The following is a 22,393-nucleotide window of genomic DNA, read 5'->3' on the forward strand; positions in this document are numbered from 1 at the left end:
ATAAAAATAAAGAGATTAAAAGGGTTTTGTTCACATTCCCATTTTTATTCCTTTTTTTACAAGCCACCAGTTGACAGGATAGGCAGTTAAAAAACCAAAGCACATAGCAATTTGCATCATAAACCAAAATTCAGGAGTAGTAGGAGACAGTCTGCCTAAAAATACAAAAATAATTATCGCCATCCAACCGTACATTCCCACTTGCCAAGCTGTAAGAGATAAAAAATCAATTTTAAGAGCGGTTAACCAAACCTTGATTCCTTTCTCCTTCATCATAGGAGAGATAGCAGCATATTGAAAAGTAACACCAGTTATTAAGGCCAAGATATATTCGAGTGTCCATTCCCCAAAAGTTAAATTTTGAAAAATAGAAAAAGGAAAGAAAAAGAAGATCCAAGATCCAATAAGGTCTGCAAGAGTACATCCAGCACCACAATGTAGCGTATCAGCAACGACTCCTTGCCAAAATTTAGAGTATTTATTACTCGACATATCCATATTCATATCCATGTTCATATCCATATCCATATCCATATCCATGTTCATTTTTCTATATTTTCCAATTGTAAAATAAGCCCATAAACCAAATACACCTGCCCATAAACCATTTATAGGCCAAACAAGATTCATAATAGGCATTTCTTTTTGAGGATGCCTAAAGAGATCGATTGTTATTATAATAGTTGAAATGAGTCCAATAAATAAAAAAAATTTAGAAATAGTATTAAAAAACATAAAATCACCCCATATAATGTTAATTTAGTTTACTGTTTTATTTTTACATAGAAAAAAATCTAATTCCTTTAAAAATATTATATTTTACCAAAGGATTATAAATGTATCTTCAGTAGAAAGAATAAAACTATATTGGGAGGTTTTATGGAAAAAGTTTTAGTTTTATTTAAATACTACAATGATGCAAAATTAGCAATAAAAAATTATAAAGCTTTAAAAGAAAAATTCGGATTTAAAATATTACCACTGTATATAAAAGATTTAAAAATAACAATTCCTATAGGAAATACATTTTTAAATTCAGGTGTTGTTATAGATACTGTAAGAGAGTATGAGGATGATTATATTGAAAAAGTAAGACAGCTTTTAGAAAACGAAAAGATAGAGGAAGAACTTAGCGTAGAAATGGGATTAAATAAAGATATAATTGAAGACTATTTGAAAAAAACAGACCTTTTGCTTATAGAGGAAACTGGGCATTTAGATGATGAATTTTTAGAGATATTAAAGATAACATATAAGCCAGTAATTATTGTCAACAGAGAAGTTTCGACATTTAAAAAGGTAGCAATAGTTTCAGATAATGGGATAAAAATAAATAAAAGTACAACAATTTTTTTGAAATTATTTCCAGATTATAAAGATGTAACAATTATAAGTTGGAATTATAATGAAGAGGAAAATGAACTCTATACTTTTTTAAAAGAAAAAGGAATGGATATAAAAATAGAACTTTTTAATTCAAAGTTTAATACAAAAAATGAGTTTTTTGAAAGAGTAAATCAATTTGATTTTATAGTCATGGGGAATTTAAGTAAGTCATTTTTCTTTGAAAAGATAACTAAAAGAATGGGGGTAGATTTAATTGAAAAGTTGGAAAAACCTATTTTTATTGGATAAAAAAGTAGAAGTGTTTTAAACTTCTACTTCAGTTATTTACTCATTGTAGTATAAATTTTCTGTAGGGAATACAGGGTCACAAGTGACATCGATACCAAGTTTTCTAAGAGTTTGCTCATCACCTTTTCCTAAAATAGTTGTTGAGTGAAGTTGAGCTCCTTTTAGAGTTGATAAATGATCAAGAGCAGCTTGTGCCATAGGATTAGTTGAAGCAGAGATAGTAAGTGCTATTAGCATCTCTTCGCAATCTAAACCTAAGTTTTTACTTTGTAGAGTATTTTCTTTTAATTTAGAGATATCTTCAATTATTTTAGGAGATATCAAGTGTATTTTATCATTAATTCCTGCAACAGTTTTTAAAGCGTTGATTAAAACTGCTGAAGATGAATCTAAAACATTAGATTTTTTTCCAGTTAAAATAACTCCATTAGATAGTTCCATAGCAACTGATGAAAGCAGTTCGTTAGTTTCGCAAAGTTGCTTTTGTTTTTCAAGATGCTCCCTAGAAAATGTAACTACTTTTCTATCACTTTCTTTTAAATTTAGCTCTTCCATAATAAGTCTTGCTCTTTGGAAAGTGTCTTTGTCTACATAACCTTTTTTATATTCACATCCAGTTTTGAAGAATCTTCTTATAATCTCTTGTTTAGAAGCTTCTCTGACAACTTCGTCATCAATAATACCAAATCCAACTCTATTAACACCCATATCCGTTGGAGATTTATATATAGATTCTTTCTTTGTAATCTTTTCAATAATTCTTTTTAATACTGGGAATGCTTCAATATCTCTATTATAATTAACTGAAGTTTCTCCATAAGCTTCTAGATGGAAAGAATCTATCATATTCACATCTTTTAAATCGACAGTTGCAGCTTCATAAGCTATATTTAAAGGGTGCTTTAGAGGCACATTCCAAACTGGAAAAGTTTCAAATTTAGAGTATCCAACAGCATTTCCTCTTTTATTTTCATGATATAATTGGCTCAAACAAGTTGCAAGTTTTCCGCTTCCAGGTCCAGGTGCAGTTACAACAACGATTGGTTTACTTGTTTTTATATATGGATTTTTTCCATATCCTTCTTCACTAACGATAGTATCCACATCAGTAGGATATCCTTTAGTTGCTCTATGTTGATAAACTTTGATTCCTCTTCTTTCAAGTTTTGTTATAAAAAGAGATGTAGATGGTTGATCATCATATCTTGTGATAACAACACTATTAACTTCAAGTTCACGTTCTCTTAAATCGTCGATTAATCTGAATACATCCATATCATAAGTTATACCGAAATCTCCTCTAATTTTGTTTCTTTCGATATCCCCAGCATAAACGCATATAATAACTTCAACTTTTTCTTTAAGCTTTTGAAGAAGTTTAATTTTTGCATTTTCATCGAAACCAGGTAAAACTCTTTTTGCGTGTAAGTCAAATAACAGCTTTCCACCAAATTCAAGATATAACTTGTCAAAATTGTTAACTCTTTCTAGAATATACTTAGATTGTTCCTCTAGATACTTATTGTGATCAAAACCTATTTTCATGACTCACTCCTTTATCATTATCATTATGTCAGAGCGATTTCTGACTCTATATCATAGCATATTGTCGAAAAAAAATCTAGATTATTTTTTTGTTCATATGTTATAATTATTAAAAAATTATAGGAGGAATCAAAGAGTGAAAAAAATACCGGTGATAATAGATTGTGATCCTGGATGTGACGATACAATTGCACTTTTATTAGCTTTTGCGAACAAGGTTTTAGATATAAAAGGGATAACAGTATCTGCTGGGAACGTTCATATTAATAATACTACTGAAAATACACGTAGATTAGTAGGAAATTTTAGTTCTGAGATAAATATAGCAAGAGGGTGTGAAAAACCGCTATTTAAAACAATAGTTACTGCTCCTGAAGTTCATGGAGAAAGTGGAATTGGGAATGTTACTTTACCCGAAACAAAAAAAGAAATAGAAAAATTAAATGCTGTAGAGTATCTAGCTAAAACTTTAAAAGAAGCGACAGAAAAAATTACGATTGTTATAACAGGTCCAATGACAAATATAGCAGTTTTTTTGATGACATATCCAGAACTAAAAGAAAAGATAGAGAAATTTGTAATAATGGGAGGATCATCAATAGGTGGAAATGTAACTCCTACTGCAGAGTTTAACATATATGTGGATGCAGAAGCTGCCGATATAGTTTTTAAGTCGGGAGTTGAGATTATTTTATGTCCATTAGATGTGACAATGAAGGCCTTTATAAAAGATGATGAGCTATTAAAAATAAAATCAATAGGAAGTTTAGCTTCAGAGGTAGCTTTTGGAGCAATAGATCACGCACTATCTTTTTATAAGCAGACATATGGAAGAGATAGTGTTCCAATGCACGATCCCTGTACGATAGCATATCTTTTAAATCCAAATATATTTGAAGGGAAAAAAGCGTTTGTGGCAACTGAATTGAGAGGTGAATTTACTTACGGTGAGACGATTATAGATTATAATGATAAATTGAAGAGAACAAAAAATGTTTTGGTTTTAAACAATATCAATAGAGAAGCATTTGTAGAGATGCTCTATGATTCGATAAAGAAAATTTAGAAAAAAGATGGACTTAAAATTTTAATTTTAAGTCCATCTTTTTTGATGTATCTAGCTTGTCTATTTAATCCCAGTAGATGCTAGACCTTCAATGAATTTTTTTTGAAAGATTATAAACATAATTAACATAGGGAGAACACCTAATATTGCTCCAGCCATAGCCAAAGGATAATCTGTCCCGTGTTGTCCAGATAAAGCTGCAAGACCAGCAGATAAAGTCATCTTATCGGTAGATGTATTGACAATAAGAGGCCACATCAATTGATTCCAGCTAGCGAGAGCTGTAATTATAATTAAGGCTATAATACCAGGTTTAACAAGAGGAAGCATGATTTTATAATATATTTGAAAGTGATTGCATCCATCTATAATAGCTGCTTCTTCGAGCTCTTTGGGAAGGGTCATAAAAAATTGTCTCATTAAAAAAGTTCCAAAAGAACTGAATAAACCGGGAATAATAAGACCGCTTAAAGTATTTAATAGGCCCATCTTTTGAATGATAACATATTGTGGAAGAAGAAAAATTTGTCCAGGAACCATCAGGACGGCTAAAAGAAGTAAAAAGATAGTATTCCTAAATGGAAATTCAATTCTAGCAAAAGCATAAGCAGCCATAGAGCAAAATATAATCTGTCCAATAGTTCTAACCACAGTATAAACAATCGTATTATAATAAAATTTCATAAAAGGCATTGTCGCCATAACCTCTTTATAGTTACTCCATTTGAATTCAGAAGGAAATATAACAGGTGGAACTTGAATACTTTCCCCTAAAGTTTTAACAGATGTTAGAAACATCCAGATAAATGGTATTAAAGTAAAAATAACTCCGATTATAAGAACAACATGCAAAAAAATATTTTCTTTTTTGTCTTCCATATTTTCCTCCTAATAGTTAACTAACTTTTTCTGTAGTTTGAGTTGAATCCAAGTAAAAGCCATTATGATGATAAATAAAATAACAGCGATTGCAGCTGCATAACCTTGTTCTGACATTTGGAAAGCGTTTGTATAGAAGTAATATACGATGGTCATACTGCTTTCAAATGCTGGGTTAGTTCTGTTTATCATCATGAAAACCAAGTCAAATATTTGGAAAGCACTTATAAAAGACATAACAGTTACAAAAAATAGAGAAGGACTCAATAGAGGTAGTGTTATTTTAAAAAAACAAGTAATAGGACCGGCACCATCTATTTTAGCAGCCTCATAATACATTTTTGGGATACCTTGTAATCCTGCTAATAAGATAACCATATTATAGCCAACACTTGACCAAATGGCTACTATAATAACAGCATATAAGGCAGTTTGAGGATCGGACAACCAGGCACGTGGTTCCACACCAAAATTTCCTAAAAACTGATTTAAAATACCAAACTCTTTGTTGTACATCCATCTCCAGACCATAGCTATTGCTGTTGGCATTGTAACAGCTGGTAAGAAATATAAAACTCTATAAATAGTGAGTCCTTTAATTTTACTATTTAGCATAGTTGCAACTAATGTAGAGCATGTTACACCCAGAGGAACAGAAAATAAAACATAGACAAAAGTATTTTTTAAAGCTTTATACATTTTAGGATCATACATTAATTTTTCATAATTTTTAAAACCAATATACTGAAATTGTCCGAAAGAACCTAGGTTAGTTAAACTAAAATATAGATTTTGAAAAAAAGGTAATATGTAAAATATTCCAATTCCTAAAACTAGAGGTGCAATCATAAGATAGGCCCAGACATTATTTTGAAGTTTATCCTTCCTCATAACTAAGCTTCCTCTCTCAAGATAATATTCATTTTTTCATTTATAATTTCACAAGCTTTTTCAGGTGTTAAATCTCCCATCCAAACTTTATTTAAGTATTCGTTCATTACATCTTCCCACTTTCCAGTATTTAAAGAAGCGGGATATTCTATACCACTAGGAAGCATATTAGAATAACCATGCAAATTTAAATTCGGGTATGAATCGGTCCAAATCTCTTGAGATTCTATATAAGCAGGAATTACAATACCACTTTTGGCTTGAACATCATGAGAATCTTTGGTAGAGAGATATGCCACTAGTTTTTTAGCTTCTTCCGGATGTTTTGTTTGAGAATAAATAGCGTAACCAAGACCATGTATAATAGCAGCATCTTTATTTTTTAATGGCAATTTAGCTAAATCAACTTTATCTTTAATAATTTCATTTTTCATATACTGTTTAACCATCCATGAACCCGAGTACGTCATTGCGACCTTTTGGGATTGGAAAAGATCAGAGGAACGAGTATCGGCTATTTCTCCGAGACTAGGAATAATTTTTTCGTCTAGAAGTTGTTTTATCTCTTTGACAGCGGCTAAAGTATTAGGATCAGAAAACCCACTACTTTTTTTATCAGAAGATATGACTCTCCCACCAAATTGAGAGATAATCTCATAGTAATCCTCTTGTCCTGAAAATCCTAGAGCCAGTCCATAGTTACCACTTTTTATTTTAATTTCTCTAGCAGTGTTGATCATATTATCCCAAGTCCAATTATCATTAGGGTGTTCCAGCTGTAAGGAATCAAAGAGTTCTTTATTGTACCAAAGAGCAGTGGTATCAATATCTTTTGGTGCAGCCATAAGTTTGTTGTCATAGGTATACATCTTTATCATTCCTTGAGGAAAAGCTTCCGCATTTAGAGTTTTATTTTCAACCAAATCTTGAATGGGAAGAATCATATTGGCTTTGGCATATTTTGTAAAGTTGGGCGCATTAATCCAAAATATATCTTGAAGTTGTCCACCTGTAGCCGCTGTTTCCAGTTTAGTCCAGTATTGTGAAAAAGGTGTAATTTCAACTATAACTTTAACCCCAGGATGTTCTTTTTCAAACCCACTGATAATGCTTTCAATAACTGGTTTTTGATTAGCATCCCAAAGAGCTAATTTTAATATTTTATCTTTGTTAGCTGAAGAATTATTCTCACCGCCACACCCAGTAAGAGAAGTTAAAAGACCGAAACTTAGTAGTGATAAAACAAATTTTTTCATAATACCCCCTTAAAATTGCATACGTATTCATAATTATTTGATAAAATATACCTCACAGAATGAGTTTTGTCAAATTTATTTTAAACTGCTTTTTCTAATTTCAATCCCAGGAGAAAGTTGTAGCACCTTTTTTCTTTTTTCACCACTGAGAATAAATTCAATTCCATTTTTAAGCATCTTCTCTGTAGGTTGAGTAATACTTGTAATGTCAAGAAGCTTAGACACGATGGTGTTATCAAATCCAACAAGAGCTATATCTTCAGGAAATTTATAGCCTGCTTCTATAGCTTTTTTCATAAATAGACAAGCAACTTCATCATTAGATGCAATATATGCTGTGCAAGGCAGTTTTTTATTTTTTAAAACATTTTCGAGATCATCTCCATGCAATTTAACAGTGTCCACTTTGATAAAATATTCAGTCTTAAAGTTAAGGTTGTTTTCTTTTAATATTTTTTTCACACCTTCAAGCTTAGGGTTGTATCTTTTGTGGTTTCCACCGATGTAGCCTATAGATTTGTGTCCTTGGTCGATCAGGTGTTTACAGGCGATCTCCCCACCTTGAGTGAGTGAAGTCGTGATGTAGCTATGCCCTGGAAAATCTTCGTTTAAAGCTATAAAAGGGATTTCTGTGACCTCCAAAAAATTGAGATTTTTTTCATCAACTGGCGCTATAAGAATTCCTTCAACATTTCTTGCTAACATCATTTTTATATGTTCTAGTTCAAATTTAGCATTTTTTTCTGAATTCATAACAAGAAGACTATAACCTTTTTTTCGAGCTAATTTTTCAGCATATTTTATCATGTCTAAATAGTAATGATTGGAGAAGCTAAACACAATAAACCCCAAAATTTTGCTTCCTATTCCCCTCATAGTTTTAGCGTTTTCATTTGGAATAAACTTATATTTATCAATAAAATACTGAATTTTTTCTCTGACCTCTGGTTTTACTTTTTCGGGTTGATTTATGGCTCTTGAGACAGTTGCTTGGGAGACACCGACTAAGTTTGCAATCTCTGTCATAGTGATTCGTTTGTTTTTCATATGTTCTCCTTATAAAATTAGATTAGATATAAAAAATAATACCCTATAAAATTCATAGAAGCAAATTTTTCTGAAAAAAAAATTGACAATTTAAAAATCATATATTATACTCACATTAAAATAAAATGTATACGTATTCAAAAATAGGAGGATGTTTTATGTTGAAAATTGCAGTAATAGGAGCAGGGAATAGAGGGAAAGATGTCTATGCTAATTTTATTTTAAAAAACAGTGATGAGGCAGAAATTGTAGCTATAGCGGAACCAAACTCTATAAAAAGAGATCAGATGATAAAAGCACATGGAATTTTACCAGAATATGTTTTTAATTCATGGGAAGAGCTTTTAGAAAAAGATAAATTTTGTGATGCCATAATTTTGGCAACTGGTGATGACATGCACTTTGAGCCCATGGAGTTAGCTATGAAAAAAGGTTATGATGTGCTTCTTGAAAAGCCTATGTCAAATAGAGTAGAAGAGTGTGTTGACATAGTTAAAATGGCGGAAAAATATGGTGTAAAAGTTATGGTTTGTCATGTTCTTAGATACACTCCGTTTTTTAGCAAATTAAAAGACTTGATAGATAGTGGTATTATTGGTGAGGTTGTGGATATACAACACAATGAAAATATTGGGAATTTCCACTTTGCCCATAGTTTTGTGAGAGGGAACTGGAGAAATTCCGATGAAACAAGTCCACTTATTTTACAAAAAAGTTGTCATGATTTAGATATTTTATCTTGGCTTTTGGATGGAAGTTCTTGTAAAAAAATAGCTTCTTTTGGTAATTTAAAATATTTTAGAAAAGAAAATGCTCCAGAAGGATCGGCTGAGAGATGTTTAGAGTGTAAATATATAGATAGTTGTATATATTCGCCTAAAAAAATATACTATAACAATATTGGGGCTTGGCCAACTTTAGTAGCCAGTGAAATTCAAACTGAAGAGGCATTGACAAAATCTTTAGAACACAACCAATATGGAAGATGTGTTTACAAGTGTGATAATAATGTTGTAGATAACATGGTTTCTATAATAGAGTTTGAAAATGGTGTGAATGTAACTTTTAATCTTTGTGCTTTTACTGATGAGGTTTGTAGAACTATAAAAATTATGGGAACTAAAGGTGAAATAAAAGGGAATGATGCAAAAAATAGCATAGAAGTTTATGAGTTTGGTAAAGGGGAAGGTCGTTTTGCCAACGGTAAAAAAGATGAGATAATTCCAGATGTTTTGGAAGGAGGACATGGAGGAGGAGATACAGGTCTTATGAGAGATTTTATAAACCTTTGCTTAGGAAGGCAAGAAAGCTCTAGAACTAGTCCAAGAACTTCTTTAGAAAGTCATATAATGGCTTTTGCAGCAGAGGAATCAAGAGTTAATGGAAATGTGGTTTATATGGATGAATACTTAAAAAGATTTAATTAAAAAAAGGGTTAATCAGTCTATTTACTGATTAACCTTTTTTATTTTAAAAAAGTTTTTTTAAATGCTGGATTTTTTTAAATTTTTATTTATTTCAAATATTTTGAAAATAATACAAGTTAAGAAGAACGTCATAACGTCAGCAAAAGGAAGCGTAAGCCATATTCCGTTAACACCTAAAAATTTAGGAAGAACAAGGATACCTATTCCCATGAAAACCACCCCTCTGCAAACGGATATAAAATTTGCCAAAAGAGCTTTGTCCATAGCCTGTAAATATGATATGTTCATGAAGTTAGCTCCCACAAAAATTATAGCACTTGAGTATAAAAATAAACCTTTAGCTGTATATTCAAAAAGATGAGCTTCGGTCGTAAAAATTTTAACAACATCCAATGCTAATAATTTTGCTAAAAGAAGAGCAATAGTACTAGCTATAAAACAAAATTTATGAGCGAATTTAAATATTTCCAAAACTTTTTTAAAGTTTCGTCTTCCATAGTTAAAACTAACAATGGGTTGTATTCCTTGAGCTAATCCTGTAAATAACATTCTGTAGATAACAAAAGAATAGGAGATAATCCCGTACGCAGCAACACCAATCTGCCCTTCTGTTCTTGAAAGAGTTATATTTAATAGGATTGTAATCACCATAACTGCAAACTCGAGGATAAAAGATGAAAACCCTAAGGAACAAATTTTTCCCATTAAATTCCATTGGATATCTTTTAAATTAAAATCAAATTTAAAAGATGAATTTGGAAAATGCATACATAGATAGATTGCAGAAAGTATCTGTCCAATGGCAGTGGCGTAAGCTCCGCCTTCTATTCCCATTTTAAATCTAAATATAAAAACATAGTCTAGAACGATATTTGTTATAGCTCCAATAAAAAGTGAGTTCATAGCTTTTTTAGGGGCATTATCATTTCTTACTACAGCATTTAATGATATTGATAACATTAGAAAAAAAGAAGCTATAATACATGGATACATATAATCCTTAACCATAGGAAGTAAAAGTTCTGTAGCTCCTAAAGATTTCATAATTTGATTTGGAAACATAAAAACTAGAGATGCTATTAAAATATAGAAAAAAAGATTTAATATAATTGTATATGTAAAACTTTTATTCTTAAAGTTTTGATTTTCACTGTTGAGGGAGATTAAAGTTGCTCCACCAGCTCCAAACATTAAACTCAGTGCGGCAGTTAAATTTATAATAGGGTACCCTATATTTACAGCGGCTATTCCAACACTTCCAATTCCTCTAGAGATAAATACTCCATCCGCAACAACATAGAGTGAATTTACAAGCATACCTATCGAGGCTGGAATTGCGAATTTATAAAACAGTTTACTGATAGTTTGAGATTCTAATTGATTTTTATTATTTGACATTTGTTTTCAAGTCCTCTTCTTTTTCTAAAGTTTTTAAGTTCAATAATTCTCGTTTGGTCATTATAAATGTAAGTACAGTAGAGAGTGCATCTGCACAGGGAACAGCCATCCAAACTCCTTTGACTCCCCATAGTTTTGAGAATAGCAAAACGATAGGGATTAAAAATATAAATTGTCTAGATAGACTTAAGAACATTGTGGTTTTAGGTTTTCCAATAGCTTGGAAATAAACAGCAGCAATTATTTGAAAACCAACAACAGGAAACATCAGTGTAAAAATTCTTAGTCCATTCGACGCTGCTTTTAAAAGTTCTGGATTGTTGGTGAAAATAACTATAAAATATTTTGACAAAAATTGAATAGTTAAAAATCCAAGAGTAGAGATTGCGACAGCACCTTTAACAGCTAATATAAAGGCTTCTCTAACTCGATGATAGTGTCTGGCTCCGTAGTTAAATCCAAGAATAGGTTGTACTCCCTGATTAATACCGAAGATAGGCATTAAAATGAAGGTGTTTACAGCATTTACAATAGTCATGGCTCCGACTGCGATATCACCACCATACTTCATAAGTGAACTATTTACAATTAGAGTAACAGCACTCGAACCCATTTGTAAAACGAAAGGACCAGCTCCTATGATAAAAATATTCTTAACTCTACTCCATTCAAGAATAAAATTTTTAGAATAGAGTTTGATTCCACTCCATTTGGATTTGAAATAGCAAAAGGTCCAAATAGCAGAAATTATTTGGGAGATAATAGTAGCGATAGCGGCCCCCTTAACTCCTAAATCCATCCAAAATATAAAGATAGGATCTAAAATTATATTTGTAATAGCTCCTAAGAGCAAAGTTATCATAGAAATTTTTGGATTTCCATCGGATCTAACTGCGGCATTAGTTACGTAACCGACCATTAAAAAAGGGAATCCAAGTGCTACAATGGTAAGGTAATCTCTAGCATAAGGTTCTGTGATTGGACTCGTGCCCAGTTTTGTGATATAAAAATTCATTGTAAAAATAGTGACAAAAGTTAAAATAAGACCAAAAATAATTGCAAGAAAAGTAGCATTTCCTAGATATTTTTCTGCTAAATCTTTCTGTTTTTTACCTAAAGAAATAGAGATATTTGTAGCTCCACCCATTCCAATAAGAAGACAAAATCCAATAGAAATAATCATAATCGGAAAAACGACTCCAACCCCCGCGATAGCGTCAGCTCCAATTACTGGAATATTTCCGATGTAAATTCTGTCGACGATATTGTAGAGCGCGTTAACAAACATTCCTACCATAGCTGGTAGTGAGAATTTTAGTAAAAGTTTACTAATGGGTTCTTCGCCCATCTCTTTGTGTTTCTCTTTCATTTACTCCCCCTGTTTCATTTTTAAAAGTAATTTATTAATTATTTATTATAGCTTAAAAGTCTAGGAAAATCAATTTTGTTTATATATAAATAAAGAATTGGAATATGAATAAAATAGTAGTATTATATATTATGAAAATTAAAGGCAGTTAATTAGAATAGAGGTGACTATGTTAAAAATAAGTGTAAATATAAATAAAGATTCTAAAGAGACTATTTATTTACAGATTTATAAAAATATAAAAAGACAAATATTAAATGGGAATGCAAAAAAAGGGGATAAATTACCATCGATAAGACAGGTCGCTATAAAATTAGACGTGAACCAAAATACAGTAATTCAGAGTTATAAGATGTTAGAGGAAAAAGGGTATATAAAGAAAATTTCAGGAAAAGGTTGTTTTGTAAATAGTGTTTCTGAATTTCGAGTAGAAGAGAAAGAAATGCCACTGATTGAAAGTTTTAAATATGGCCAAATATCGGATGAGAATATCATTAACTTTTATAATGGAACACCTCATCCAAGTTGTTTTCCTGTTGAGATATATAACAATCTAGTAAATGAGATTTTAAAAAAATATGGAGGAGATATCTTTCAATATCAAAGTATTCAAGGAGTTGATAGTTTGAGAGAGCTTTTAGCTGAAGAGTTTGAGAAAGAGGATATTTTTATAAAGAAGGAAAGCATTCAAATAACTTCAGGGACTCAGCAAGCTTTGGATATAGTGATAAAACTTTTTTCTAAAGATATTCGACCTACCGTAGCTTTATCTGACCCAACTTATCCAAATGCTTTAAATATATTTAAGGGATGGTGTAATACAAAAACTTTGGATATAAAAAATGACGGTTGGGATATGGATGAATTTGAAAAACTACTTAAAGAGGAAAGAATAGACTTTGTGTATGAAATTATAAACTTTCAAAATCCTACCGGAGTAACTTGGAGTTTGGAAAAAAGAAAAAAAATGCTGGAACTTGCAGAAAAATATAGATTTTATATAGTTGAAGATGATAGTTTTTCTGATTTTTATTATGACTCTGAAAAGCCTAAAACATTGAAAAGTTTGGATAAAACAGGAAAAGAAAGAGTGATCTATATAAAAACATACTCAAAAATATTGATGCCAGGAATAGGGCTTGCTGCAATGATTGTTCCTGAAAAATTAATACAAAACATTTTATTAATAAAATATGGATTGGACACAACAACCTCTGGTTTAAATCAAAAAATATTGGAAAAATTTATATCTAGAGGCTACTTAGAGGAGCATTTATATAGATTGAGAAGTGAGTTTAAAGAGAAGCAAAAATTGTGCATAGACATGCTTGAAGAGCTTCCTAATTTAGAGATAATGTATAAACCAAAAGGTGGTTTTTTTATTTGGATTAAGCTATCTGAGAATATAGATGGCGAAAAATTTTATAAAAAGTCTAAGGAAAAAGGTGTTGCTCTTTTACCAGGTGCAGTGTTTTATAGTGATAAAAGAGATGTCTGTAAGATAAGATTGAGCTTTATATCTCCATCCCTAAATGAAATAAGGTTAGGTATGGAGATATTAAAAGAATTGTTACTTGCTTCTGTGGTGGAAGATTCTAAAACAAGTTGTAATCAGTATGATACCTAGTGCCATAGAGCCTGCAATGATAGATGTTTCCATACCTTTTAACATTGACTCCTGATAATTATTTTCGATCAAGTAGAGCATAGTGTAGTATACTCCCCCCCCTGGCGCCATGGGAATAAGAGCTGCAATAAGAAGAGTTGGAACTGTAGTCTTAAGCTTTTTTGCCATAACTTCTGAATAAAAAGCTGTTATAGCGGTAGCTAAAAGATAACATGTGGAATAGGAATATCCCTTTTCAGTAAAAAGAAGATAGAAGAACCAACTTATAGCCCCACCAATTCCGGAATAAAAAATCAATTTTCCTCGAACATTAAAAATTATCGCAAAACTAGCGGTTATAAAAAAAGCGAATAAAACTTCTAAAAAAAACATTATAATCCTCCAAAATTAAAAAAAAGTTTAATTATTAAACCTGCTCCAATAGCTATGGACCCACCAATCATAAGAACTTCCATGGCTCTGGATGTCCCAGAAACCAAATCTCCGGCTATTATATCTCTGATAGAATTTATAAAAGAAACTCCAGGAACTAGAAGCATCAATGCGGATATAATACTTATAGAAGGATTTGTGATAATGCCTGCTACATAGAAAAGGTTTGAAACTAGAGCACATATAGCTCCAGATATAAGATTGATAAAAAAGCTATTTAATTTTAATCCGGAAATAATATAACTGAAAAGTGATACTAAAGCTCCGGAAATAAAAGCGGCTGCAAAGTCATGAGAGTTTCCTTTAAAGGATAATACAAAGCAAGCACCACCAAGGGCAGATGCTAGAAAATTCATACCAAATCCATAAGGTTGAGATCTATCTATTGCCTCTAATTTTTCTTTTAAAGTTTGGAAAGAGTAACTGTCGATATCGTTTAAAACGCCGTGTACTTGGTGTATCTTGTCCAAATTAGTGGATCTGGAGTTGATCCGTTCCACCAAGGAAAAGACTTCTCCATTAGAATTTTTACCAGAAACAATGATGCAGGTCAATGTGGCAAAGCAATCAATTTTTAAGTTGAAATATTCTCCAACTTTATTGATTGTGTCTTCAACTCTATAAACTTCTCCACCACTTGTGAGTATTATTTTTCCGGCGGATGTTGCTAGTTGAAGAACGTGGTGTTCTGAAAATAAGTGTTTTTTTATCATAAGTTTCTCCTGTTGAATAAAAGTAAAAAATACATTTAATATTATCATTAAAGCTTTAAAAAAGCAATAATGACATTTTTTTTAAAAAATAAAAAATGTTGTTGACATATTGTAAAAAAAATGGTATTATTATTTTGTTCGCAACAAGATGTTGAAAACGCCTGGGTGGCGGAATAGGTAGACGCACAGGACTTAAAATCCTGAGCTATCTGATAGCGTGCCGGTTCGATTCCGGCCCCAGGCACCATATGTGGTGAGGTTCCCGAGCGGCCAAAGGGATCAGACTGTAAATCTGACGGCTCTGCCTTCGAAGGTTCGAATCCTTCTCTCACCACCATTAATTTAATAAAAAGCCGCTTTAGCTCATCTGGTAGAGCAACTGACTTGTAATCAGTAGGTGATTGGTTCGACTCCGATAAGCGGCACCATATAAAAACATCAAAATCCTTTTTTTAAAAGGTTTTTTTTATTTTTTGTAGAATTTAAGTGATTAGCTGAATGGTTATAAAAAAAGATCCATGGAGTTATTCCATAGATCTTTAAATTCACTTTACTTATATAGAAGTATTTAAGAAATCGATTGCATATTGAGCATAAAGAGCGGTTCCAATCTCTAGAGAGTCTTCATCTATGTTAAACTTCTCATGATGGTGAGGATAGTCAGCATTCTTTTTTGGATTTCTAGCTCCAACAAACGCTAGGACACCAGGTACTTTCTCTAAAAAATAGCAAAAGTCTTCTCCACCAGTAATCTTTTCCATTTTTATGACTCCTTGTTTTCCTAAAAGCGTTTCAACAGATTTTGTAGCTATTTTAGAACAAGTGGAATCGTTTATGCAAGGAGCAGTTCCGTATACATAATCTAAAGTTCCTTTAGCTCTGTAGGTTTCGCATGTCCCCTTTAAAACTCTTTCTAAAATATGTTTAAAATTATTCCTTACTTCAGGATTGAAAGCACGTGTAGTCCCATCTAAAATAGCTTGATTTGCAATTACGTTGAATCTAGTTCCAGAAGAAAAAGCTCCAACAGTAACAACAGCAGCTTCAAGAGGACTAATTTCTCGACTTACAATAGCCTGCAAATTCATAACTAGTGCTGATCCAACAACAACAGAATCTACTGTTTGGTGAGGGAGAGAGCCATGTCCACCTTTTCCATTGATAGTTATTTTAAAGATATCTGCCGAGGCCATTCTAGGGCCCTCTTCAACAGATACGGTACCAATAGGAAGATCACTCCAAAGATGTATACCAAAACATCCATCTACATTTTCTAAAGGTTCTTCTTCAATCATTTTTAGTGCTCCTTGAGCAATCTCTTCAGCGGGCTGAAAATATAGTTTAACTGTTCCATCTATTTTTTGTTGTATATCCTTTAAAATTCTTGCTGCTCCTAAAAGCATAGAGGTATGACCATCATGAGCACAAGCGTGCATAACACCTTTATTTAAAGATGAATAATCTACACCAGTGCATTCCTGAACCTGAAGAGCATCCATATCAGCTCTTAATACAATTGTTTTTCCGGATTTATTTCCGCAAATAGTCGCAATAACTCCAGTTTTAGCGACTATTTTAAAAGGAATATCCATTTTAAGCAGCTCCTCTTGAATTCTTTTGCAAGTCCTAAACTCTTGGAAGCTTGGTTCTGGATGTTGATGGAAATCTCTTCTCAATTCAATAACATAATCTTTGTATTTTTTAGCAAAATTCTTTATCATTTAAATTCCTCCGTTATTATAATAAATTAACAAAAATACCTGCGATGATAACTGAAACGATTGTAACAGAAGTAAATCCTCCGACTAACATTTTCGGAAGCATTCGATTTGTTAAAAATTCAATTTCTTCGTCATTTTTTCCTAATGCTTTTATAGTTTCAGTAGTAATTGCAAAATTAGCAGGGAAACCATAAAGAGCATTTAGAGCTATAGCAAATGACATAGGAATTGATTCTTTTAAAATTTTTCCTAAAAACATAGAGAAAACAGCCATACCTATAACTCCAAAACCAATAATTCCAATAAAAGGAATCATTAATTCTTGTAGCATTTGAGGAGTGGCTTTAGACAGACCACCAAAAATAAAAGCCATAAGTCCAGTCATATAAAACCCGAAAGTTCCAGAAACATTAAGAGGTTTTCTTTCTATAAAACCACTTTCAGCTCCAATAACTCCAACAACTAGACAAAGAACATATCTTGAAACTGTTTCACCAGTGGATTCAGCTATGAATACACTTATTCCTGAGAGGATTGCAAGTTTTAGGAGTACTATATATGTAGTTTGGTATTCTTTAGGGAGAGGTGGTATCAGTTTTTTCTTTTTTTCATCAATTATTTCAAATCTACCTAAATCTTCAATAGTTCCACTTCTAAATTTAGTGATCAATTTGCTTCCTTCCATTCTAAGAGCAATAGAGGTTAAAGGATAACCTACAAACCCTTGCATAACGTACATAACAACTGCCAAAACTGCAAGATGGGTTAATCCTTTAGCTGTTGCTGCTTCAGACATGATTATTGAAGCTACAACTCCGCCGGTAAGAGGAGGAGTTGCAATAACAAGCATTTCCCAAGAAAAAAATAATCGTCCTAAAAATAAAGTCCCAAAACAAACACCCAAAATTCCAGCAGATGCTATACAAAAAGATTTCCACTGTTGTGCTAGCTCTTTTAAACTTAGCATAGTACCGAGATGAGTTACCAAAAATAGCATAGATATTACAACAATAGGATTAACAAATCCGGCAAGTTCTAAAATATTAGCTGGAAAAATTGTCCAATATCCTAAAAGAAAGATAATGGCAGTTATAAAAACAGATGGAACGAGGGCCTTTGTTTTTATAGAGACGACCTCTCCTAAAGATAGTGCTATTAGAATACAAATGATTGATGTGGTTAAACTCATAATACCTCCCAGTAAAAAATATGTTATTTAATGTACTTAAAAAATAGTACTTTATTACTTAAAAATAGAACAAATTATTTGTAGTATTATAGCAGTTAAAAAATAAAAGTCAACAAAAAAATAAATTACTTGAGATAGAAGTTGAATAGTTTTTTTCAAAATGTTAGAATAAGGCATCAATTCTATTGATAATAAATTAATAAAAGAGGTGAAAAAATGAAAAAAATGATTTTGTTCGTAATTACGAGTTTAATGTTTGGAGGATGTTTTGGAAAGGGAGAGGATATATCTTCTAGGGTGCTTGGAAACACATATATATTACAAAAGGTTGTTGATGGAAGCGAAATAGATATAACTTTTGAAAAGGAGAGGTTATCTGGAAAAGCTGGAGTAAACAACTATTTTGCAGGTTATAAAATTGATGGACAAACGATTAAAGTTGAAGCTATTGGGGCAACAAGAATGATGGGACCAGAAGTATTAATGGTGCAAGAGCAAGAGTACTTAAAAAACTTGAATGAAGCTAAAAAAATTGAAGTAACCGAAAAAGGAATTGTAATAACTACAACCTCTGGAGTAGAGTTAGATTTTGATAAAAAATAAGAAAAAAATAGTCTTTTTACTTTTGCTAGTATTAATTTTTGTTACAGGGTGCTCATCAGCAAGAATAAGTGAAAAAGAAAGAGCTAAAAGAACAGGAGAGATAACTCGTTTTTATAGGGTCTGGAAAGGGACTCCTTATAGATTGGGAGGGACAACTAAAAAAGGTGTGGATTGCTCGGCTCTTGTTCAGAATCTATATAGAGATAGATTTGAAAAAAAACTTCCAAGAACAACTAAGAAAATGGCTGAAGAGGGAGAGAAAGTTAAAGATCGTAGTGAGTGGGAAGTTGGAGATTTAGTGTTTTTTAGGATTGGTTGGAAAAAAACCCGACATGTAGGAGTTTATCTAGGAAATAACAGATTTTTACACGCCTCCACCTCTAGAGGAGTTATTATATCGACAATGGACTCGTATTGGGTTGGGCATTTTTGGCAAGTTAGAAAAATATTGGAATAAATAAAAAAATGTGGAGTTTAAATACTCCACATTTTTACATTCTATTTGAAACTTTGTAGTTGAAAAAAGCAGCCCCAAGTATGATAATTCCACCGATTAGGCTCAATAGATCCGGAATTTCCTTCCAAAATATAAAGCCGATTATAGCAGAAAAAATAATGCTGAGGTATTGATATATTGAGACTTGACTAGCAAGAGCATATTTATAGGCATATGCCAGAGCGACTTGTCCAATAGTGGCAAAAATACCAGTAAGAACTAAATAAAATAGCTGCGTAGTACTTGGAACAACAAATCCTCCAATTAACATTGGTGGAATCATTCCAAGTGTAGAAAAGGCAGAAAACCAAAGAACCAATGTTGTGGGTTCTTCCATAGTTCTTAAATATCTAACGAGAGTATACGCTGCACCTGCAAAAATAGCGGATAAAAAACCAGCAAGAGCAGGTAACATCTCAAAACTAAATTTAGGTTTGATAACTAATAATGCTCCAAATAAAACAACGAGTAAAACTGGAATCTGGTGTCTTTCTAGCTTTTCTTTCAGAAATATTGTAGCAAAAATAGTTACAAAAAACGGTGAAAGTTTATTTAGTAGAGATGAATCCGCTAAATAAAGTTTATTTATACAGTAGAAATAGAGAACTGCTCCAGTTAGACCCAAAGTGCATCTGTATATCATAAGCAATCGACTACGATTACTACTTCCTAAAATGTTAATATTTTTACCTTTGAGCGAAAAAAGTAAAATGAAAACACCTATTAAATTTCTAAAAAAAAGTTTTTCAAAAGTTGAAATATCACTTCCGATAAATTTAACAGTTGCTCCCATTAAAGCCATCCCTAGAGCTGAAATACACATCCAGATAGCGCCTTTTAATGTATGATTGATTTTGAATCCCCTCCCTTTTTTTCTTTACTCAACAGTGACAGATTTTGCTAGATTTCTAGGTTTATCAACATCAATTCCTTTAGATAAAGATGTGTAATAAGAAAGTAATTGTAAAGGAATAACAGATAATAGACCTGAAAAAATATCATCGATATCTTGAATTCCGATAAAGCTATCTGAAACATTTTTTAAATCCAAACAATCTTCTCTTCCAACAGAAATAATATAAGCTCCTCTAGCTTTTAACTCTTTTATATTAGAGATTGTTTTTTCTAGTAAGTCTGATTGCATACCAATAACAACAACTGGTGTACCAGGTTCGATAAGAGCTATTGAACCGTGTTTTAACTCTCCAGCAGGAAAGGCTTCGGTATGAATATATGAAATTTCTTTCATTTTTAGAGAACCTTCAAGGGCTATATTGAAATCAAGTCCTCTTCCAATATAAAATCCATTTACTTTATCCTTTAAACCTTCAGATATAGGTTTGATTTTATCCGATTCATTTAAAGTAAATTCTATTTTTTTAGGAATACTATATAAAGTATTGATTGCTTCTTTAACCTCAGTTTTAGTCATAACTTCTTTTTTTTCAGCTAAGTATATGGCTAAAAGCTGTAGCATAACAACTTGTGTAGTATAAGCTTTGGTTGAGGCCACTGCAATTTCTGGTCCTGCCATTGTATAAATGGTGTTATCAGCTTCTCTAGAAATAGTTGATCCTACAACATTTGTAATTGCAAGAGTCTTAGCTCCTCTAGCTTTTGCTTCTTTTAAAGCGGCTAAAGTATCCAAAGTCTCTCCTGATTGACTGACAAAAATAGCTAAAGTGTTTTCTGTAACAAAAGGATCCATATATCTATATTCTGAAGCTATCTCCACGTAAGAGTTTGTTTTTGCTAATTTTCTAAGAGCGAACTGTCCTTGAAGACCAGCATGATATGCAGTCCCACAAGCAACAATGTGAACCATATCAATTTTTTTAATCTCTTCTTCAGTTAAAACATCAGAAAAATCTGGCATAGAATTTTTTATTCTTCTATTTAAGGTTTCCTCAATAGATTTTGGTTGTTCAAAAATCTCTTTGATCATAAAGTGGGGATATCCACCTTTTGTAGCTTGTTCATAGTCCCATTCAATAACTTTAATCTCTCTCTCTACAGGAGTTAAAGTTTTATCAAAAATTTTAATAGTATCGGCACTAATTTTAGCAATATCTCCGTCTTCTAAAAAATACACATTTTTAGTATGTTTTAAAATAGCTGGAACATCTGAAGCAATAAAGTTTTCGTTATTTCCAATACCTATAACAAGAGGACTATCTTTTCTTGTACATATAAGTTCCTTAGGAAAATCTTTGTGAATAATTCCTAAAGCATAACTCCCTCTTATAACTTTTAACATTTTGGTAACAGCATCAAACAGGTCACCCTCATAAAGAAAGTCTAAAAGGTGGGCAACTACTTCTGTATCAGTATCTGATTCAAAAATATAACCTTTTTCTTTTAAATCTTTTTTAATTAAAGAGTAGTTTTCAATAATTCCATTGTGAACTACAGCAATTGTCTTATCTCTGTTGTAATGAGGGTGTGAATTTTTATCAGATGGTTCCCCGTGGGTTGCCCATCTTGTATGACCTATTCCTATATCGGAATCTAAATCTATATCTTTTAGATGGTTTTCAAGATTTTGAAGTCTTCCTTTTTTCTTTTCAATGATAATTTCAGAATCTTTAATAACTGCAATTCCGGCAGAGTCATATCCTCTATACTCCAGTTTTTCTAACCCTTCAAGTATAACAGTTTTAGCCTTTCCATGTCCTACATAACCTACAATTCCACACATAAAAAATCCTCCTTAAAATATTTAGTTTTCAATGTTCTTTTAAAGAGAATTACTACTTACTTTTCTTTGTCCTAAAGGTTACCCATTTAGTTTTGTAAAAAGTCTTAGGTTGTAGTCACCTCTGGAATACCCGCCGAAATTTCGATAATCCCAGTCCTCGTCAACTTAGTATGTAAGTTCTGGCGCTTTTGTTCTTCTAATTCTCTTCTAAAAGTCACTTTATAGTATCATAACTAGTATAAAGTTTCAATAAAAAAAAACTAAAAAATTAAAAAAACTTATTGACTTTTACTGAAAAAAATGGTACTATTATTTTGTTGAGAGCGAAAGCGAACAATAAATTCCTGCCTGGGTGGCGGAATAGGTAGACGCACAGGACTTAAAATCCTGAGCTATCTGAT

The 22,393-nt window shown here is 31.9% G+C and carries 20 protein-coding genes and 3 tRNA genes; 9 read left to right on the plus strand and 14 right to left on the minus strand.

The genetic code is table 11. The features are described 5' to 3' along the window. Nucleotides 1–30 precede the first annotated feature (30 nt). Nucleotides 31–735, minus strand: a complete 705-nt coding sequence (locus Q0V67_RS06725) for a DUF4396 domain-containing protein (RefSeq protein WP_297598169.1) — start codon at nucleotides 733–735, stop codon at nucleotides 31–33. A gap of 144 nt (nucleotides 736–879) precedes the next feature. Here Q0V67_RS06725 and Q0V67_RS06730 point away from each other — a divergent pair, with 144 nt between their 5' ends. Beyond that, complete coding sequence (locus Q0V67_RS06730) at nucleotides 880–1,635, plus strand: hypothetical protein (protein WP_297598170.1); 756 nt, start codon at nucleotides 880–882, stop codon at nucleotides 1,633–1,635. Between the two features lie 36 nt (nucleotides 1,636–1,671). On the opposite strand, the gene Q0V67_RS06735 is transcribed toward Q0V67_RS06730, so the two are convergent. Beyond that, nucleotides 1,672–3,180, minus strand: a complete 1,509-nt coding sequence (locus Q0V67_RS06735; protein ID WP_297598171.1) for a DUF1846 domain-containing protein — start codon at nucleotides 3,178–3,180, stop codon at nucleotides 1,672–1,674. Nucleotides 3,181–3,316: 136 nt separating this feature from the next. On the opposite strand from Q0V67_RS06735, the gene Q0V67_RS06740 reads away from it, so the two are divergent. Beyond that, nucleotides 3,317–4,246, plus strand: a complete 930-nt coding sequence (locus Q0V67_RS06740; RefSeq protein ID WP_297598172.1) for a nucleoside hydrolase — start codon at nucleotides 3,317–3,319, stop codon at nucleotides 4,244–4,246. A gap of 60 nt (nucleotides 4,247–4,306) precedes the next feature. Here the strand turns inward: Q0V67_RS06740 and Q0V67_RS06745 are convergent, their stop codons facing one another. The 4 genes from Q0V67_RS06745 to Q0V67_RS06760 all read right to left on the minus strand — a co-directional run bounded on the left by Q0V67_RS06745 (nucleotide 4,307) and on the right by Q0V67_RS06760 (nucleotide 8,319). Next, on the minus strand, nucleotides 4,307–5,125 hold the full coding sequence (locus Q0V67_RS06745; protein ID WP_297598173.1) for a carbohydrate ABC transporter permease: 819 nt from the start codon (nucleotides 5,123–5,125) through the stop codon (nucleotides 4,307–4,309). Between the two features lie 9 nt (nucleotides 5,126–5,134). After that, nucleotides 5,135–6,016, minus strand: coding sequence for a carbohydrate ABC transporter permease (locus Q0V67_RS06750; RefSeq protein WP_297598174.1), 882 nt, complete (start codon nucleotides 6,014–6,016; stop codon nucleotides 5,135–5,137). A 2-nt stretch (nucleotides 6,017–6,018) separates the two neighbouring features. Then, nucleotides 6,019–7,272 carry a sugar ABC transporter substrate-binding protein gene (locus Q0V67_RS06755; RefSeq protein ID WP_297598175.1) on the minus strand — a complete coding sequence of 418 codons (1,254 nt, stop codon included), beginning with the start codon at nucleotides 7,270–7,272 and terminating at the stop codon, nucleotides 6,019–6,021. Between the two features lie 75 nt (nucleotides 7,273–7,347). Continuing rightward, entirely contained in the window at nucleotides 7,348–8,319 is a 972-nt protein-coding gene (locus Q0V67_RS06760; RefSeq protein WP_297598176.1) for a LacI family DNA-binding transcriptional regulator, read from the minus strand. A gap of 158 nt (nucleotides 8,320–8,477) precedes the next feature. Between Q0V67_RS06760 and Q0V67_RS06765 the strand changes: the two genes are divergently transcribed. Then, complete coding sequence (locus tag Q0V67_RS06765; protein WP_297598177.1) at nucleotides 8,478–9,746, plus strand: Gfo/Idh/MocA family oxidoreductase; 1,269 nt, start codon at nucleotides 8,478–8,480, stop codon at nucleotides 9,744–9,746. A gap of 57 nt (nucleotides 9,747–9,803) precedes the next feature. Here Q0V67_RS06765 and Q0V67_RS06770 read toward each other — a convergent pair whose 3' ends face one another. Both Q0V67_RS06770 and Q0V67_RS06775 read right to left on the minus strand, forming a co-directional pair. Further along, nucleotides 9,804–11,144: an MATE family efflux transporter gene (locus Q0V67_RS06770; protein ID WP_297598178.1), complete on the minus strand. Its 1,341-nt coding sequence runs from the start codon at nucleotides 11,142–11,144 to the stop codon at nucleotides 9,804–9,806. Beyond that, nucleotides 11,134–12,513: an MATE family efflux transporter gene (locus Q0V67_RS06775; RefSeq protein WP_297598179.1), complete on the minus strand. Its 1,380-nt coding sequence runs from the start codon at nucleotides 12,511–12,513 to the stop codon at nucleotides 11,134–11,136. Before Q0V67_RS06775 ends, Q0V67_RS06770 begins: the two co-directional genes overlap by 11 nt. Nucleotides 12,514–12,682: 169 nt before the next feature. On the opposite strand from Q0V67_RS06775, the gene Q0V67_RS06780 reads away from it, so the two are divergent. Then, nucleotides 12,683–14,140 (plus strand): PLP-dependent aminotransferase family protein, encoded by a 1,458-nt coding sequence (locus Q0V67_RS06780; protein ID WP_297598180.1) that lies wholly within the window; start codon nucleotides 12,683–12,685, stop codon nucleotides 14,138–14,140. Here Q0V67_RS06780 and Q0V67_RS06785 read toward each other — a convergent pair. Then, nucleotides 14,084–14,512: a threonine/serine exporter family protein gene (locus Q0V67_RS06785; RefSeq protein ID WP_297598181.1), complete on the minus strand. Its 429-nt coding sequence runs from the start codon at nucleotides 14,510–14,512 to the stop codon at nucleotides 14,084–14,086. The two genes, Q0V67_RS06780 and Q0V67_RS06785, sit on opposite strands and share 57 nt — an antisense overlap. After that, nucleotides 14,512–15,285 carry a threonine/serine exporter ThrE family protein gene (locus tag Q0V67_RS06790; protein WP_297598182.1) on the minus strand — a complete coding sequence of 258 codons (774 nt, stop codon included), beginning with the start codon at nucleotides 15,283–15,285 and terminating at the stop codon, nucleotides 14,512–14,514. The genes Q0V67_RS06785 and Q0V67_RS06790 overlap by 1 nt, the downstream gene beginning before the upstream one ends. 159 nt (nucleotides 15,286–15,444) lie before the next feature. Between Q0V67_RS06790 and Q0V67_RS06795 the strand changes: the two genes are divergently transcribed. The 3 genes from Q0V67_RS06795 to Q0V67_RS06805 all read left to right on the plus strand — a co-directional run bounded on the left by Q0V67_RS06795 (nucleotide 15,445) and on the right by Q0V67_RS06805 (nucleotide 15,713). Beyond that, nucleotides 15,445–15,532 (plus strand) — tRNA-Leu (locus tag Q0V67_RS06795). Between the two features lie 5 nt (nucleotides 15,533–15,537). Continuing rightward, nucleotides 15,538–15,622 (plus strand) — tRNA-Tyr (locus Q0V67_RS06800). A 15-nt stretch (nucleotides 15,623–15,637) separates the two neighbouring features. Further along, nucleotides 15,638–15,713, plus strand: a tRNA-Thr gene (locus tag Q0V67_RS06805). Nucleotides 15,714–15,839: 126 nt separating this feature from the next. On the opposite strand, the gene Q0V67_RS06810 is transcribed toward Q0V67_RS06805, so the two are convergent. Beyond that, nucleotides 15,840–17,006, minus strand: coding sequence for a M20 family metallopeptidase (locus tag Q0V67_RS06810; protein WP_297598183.1), 1,167 nt, complete (start codon nucleotides 17,004–17,006; stop codon nucleotides 15,840–15,842). 16 nt (nucleotides 17,007–17,022) lie between these two features. Next, entirely contained in the window at nucleotides 17,023–18,195 is a 1,173-nt protein-coding gene (locus Q0V67_RS06815; protein WP_297598184.1) for a hypothetical protein, read from the minus strand. A 216-nt stretch (nucleotides 18,196–18,411) separates the two neighbouring features. On the opposite strand from Q0V67_RS06815, the gene Q0V67_RS06820 reads away from it, so the two are divergent. Both Q0V67_RS06820 and Q0V67_RS06825 read left to right on the plus strand, forming a co-directional pair. Beyond that, nucleotides 18,412–18,798, plus strand: coding sequence for an META domain-containing protein (locus Q0V67_RS06820; protein WP_297598185.1), 387 nt, complete (start codon nucleotides 18,412–18,414; stop codon nucleotides 18,796–18,798). Then, complete coding sequence (locus tag Q0V67_RS06825; protein WP_297598186.1) at nucleotides 18,785–19,255, plus strand: NlpC/P60 family protein; 471 nt, start codon at nucleotides 18,785–18,787, stop codon at nucleotides 19,253–19,255. Before Q0V67_RS06820 ends, Q0V67_RS06825 begins: the two co-directional genes overlap by 14 nt. Nucleotides 19,256–19,289: 34 nt before the next feature. Here Q0V67_RS06825 and Q0V67_RS06830 read toward each other — a convergent pair whose 3' ends face one another. Together Q0V67_RS06830 and glmS are read right to left on the minus strand one after the other, a co-directional pair. Further along, nucleotides 19,290–20,147 (minus strand): DMT family transporter, encoded by an 858-nt coding sequence (locus Q0V67_RS06830; protein WP_366938445.1) that lies wholly within the window; start codon nucleotides 20,145–20,147, stop codon nucleotides 19,290–19,292. Between the two features lie 24 nt (nucleotides 20,148–20,171). After that, nucleotides 20,172–21,992 carry a glutamine--fructose-6-phosphate transaminase (isomerizing) gene (gene glmS / locus Q0V67_RS06835; protein ID WP_297598187.1) on the minus strand — a complete coding sequence of 607 codons (1,821 nt, stop codon included), beginning with the start codon at nucleotides 21,990–21,992 and terminating at the stop codon, nucleotides 20,172–20,174. Nucleotides 21,993–22,393: the final 401 nt, after the last annotated feature.

It is taken from the genome of uncultured Cetobacterium sp. (genome assembly GCF_947072685.1).
In the GTDB taxonomy this organism is placed as follows: Bacteria; Fusobacteriota; Fusobacteriia; order Fusobacteriales; family Fusobacteriaceae; genus Cetobacterium_A.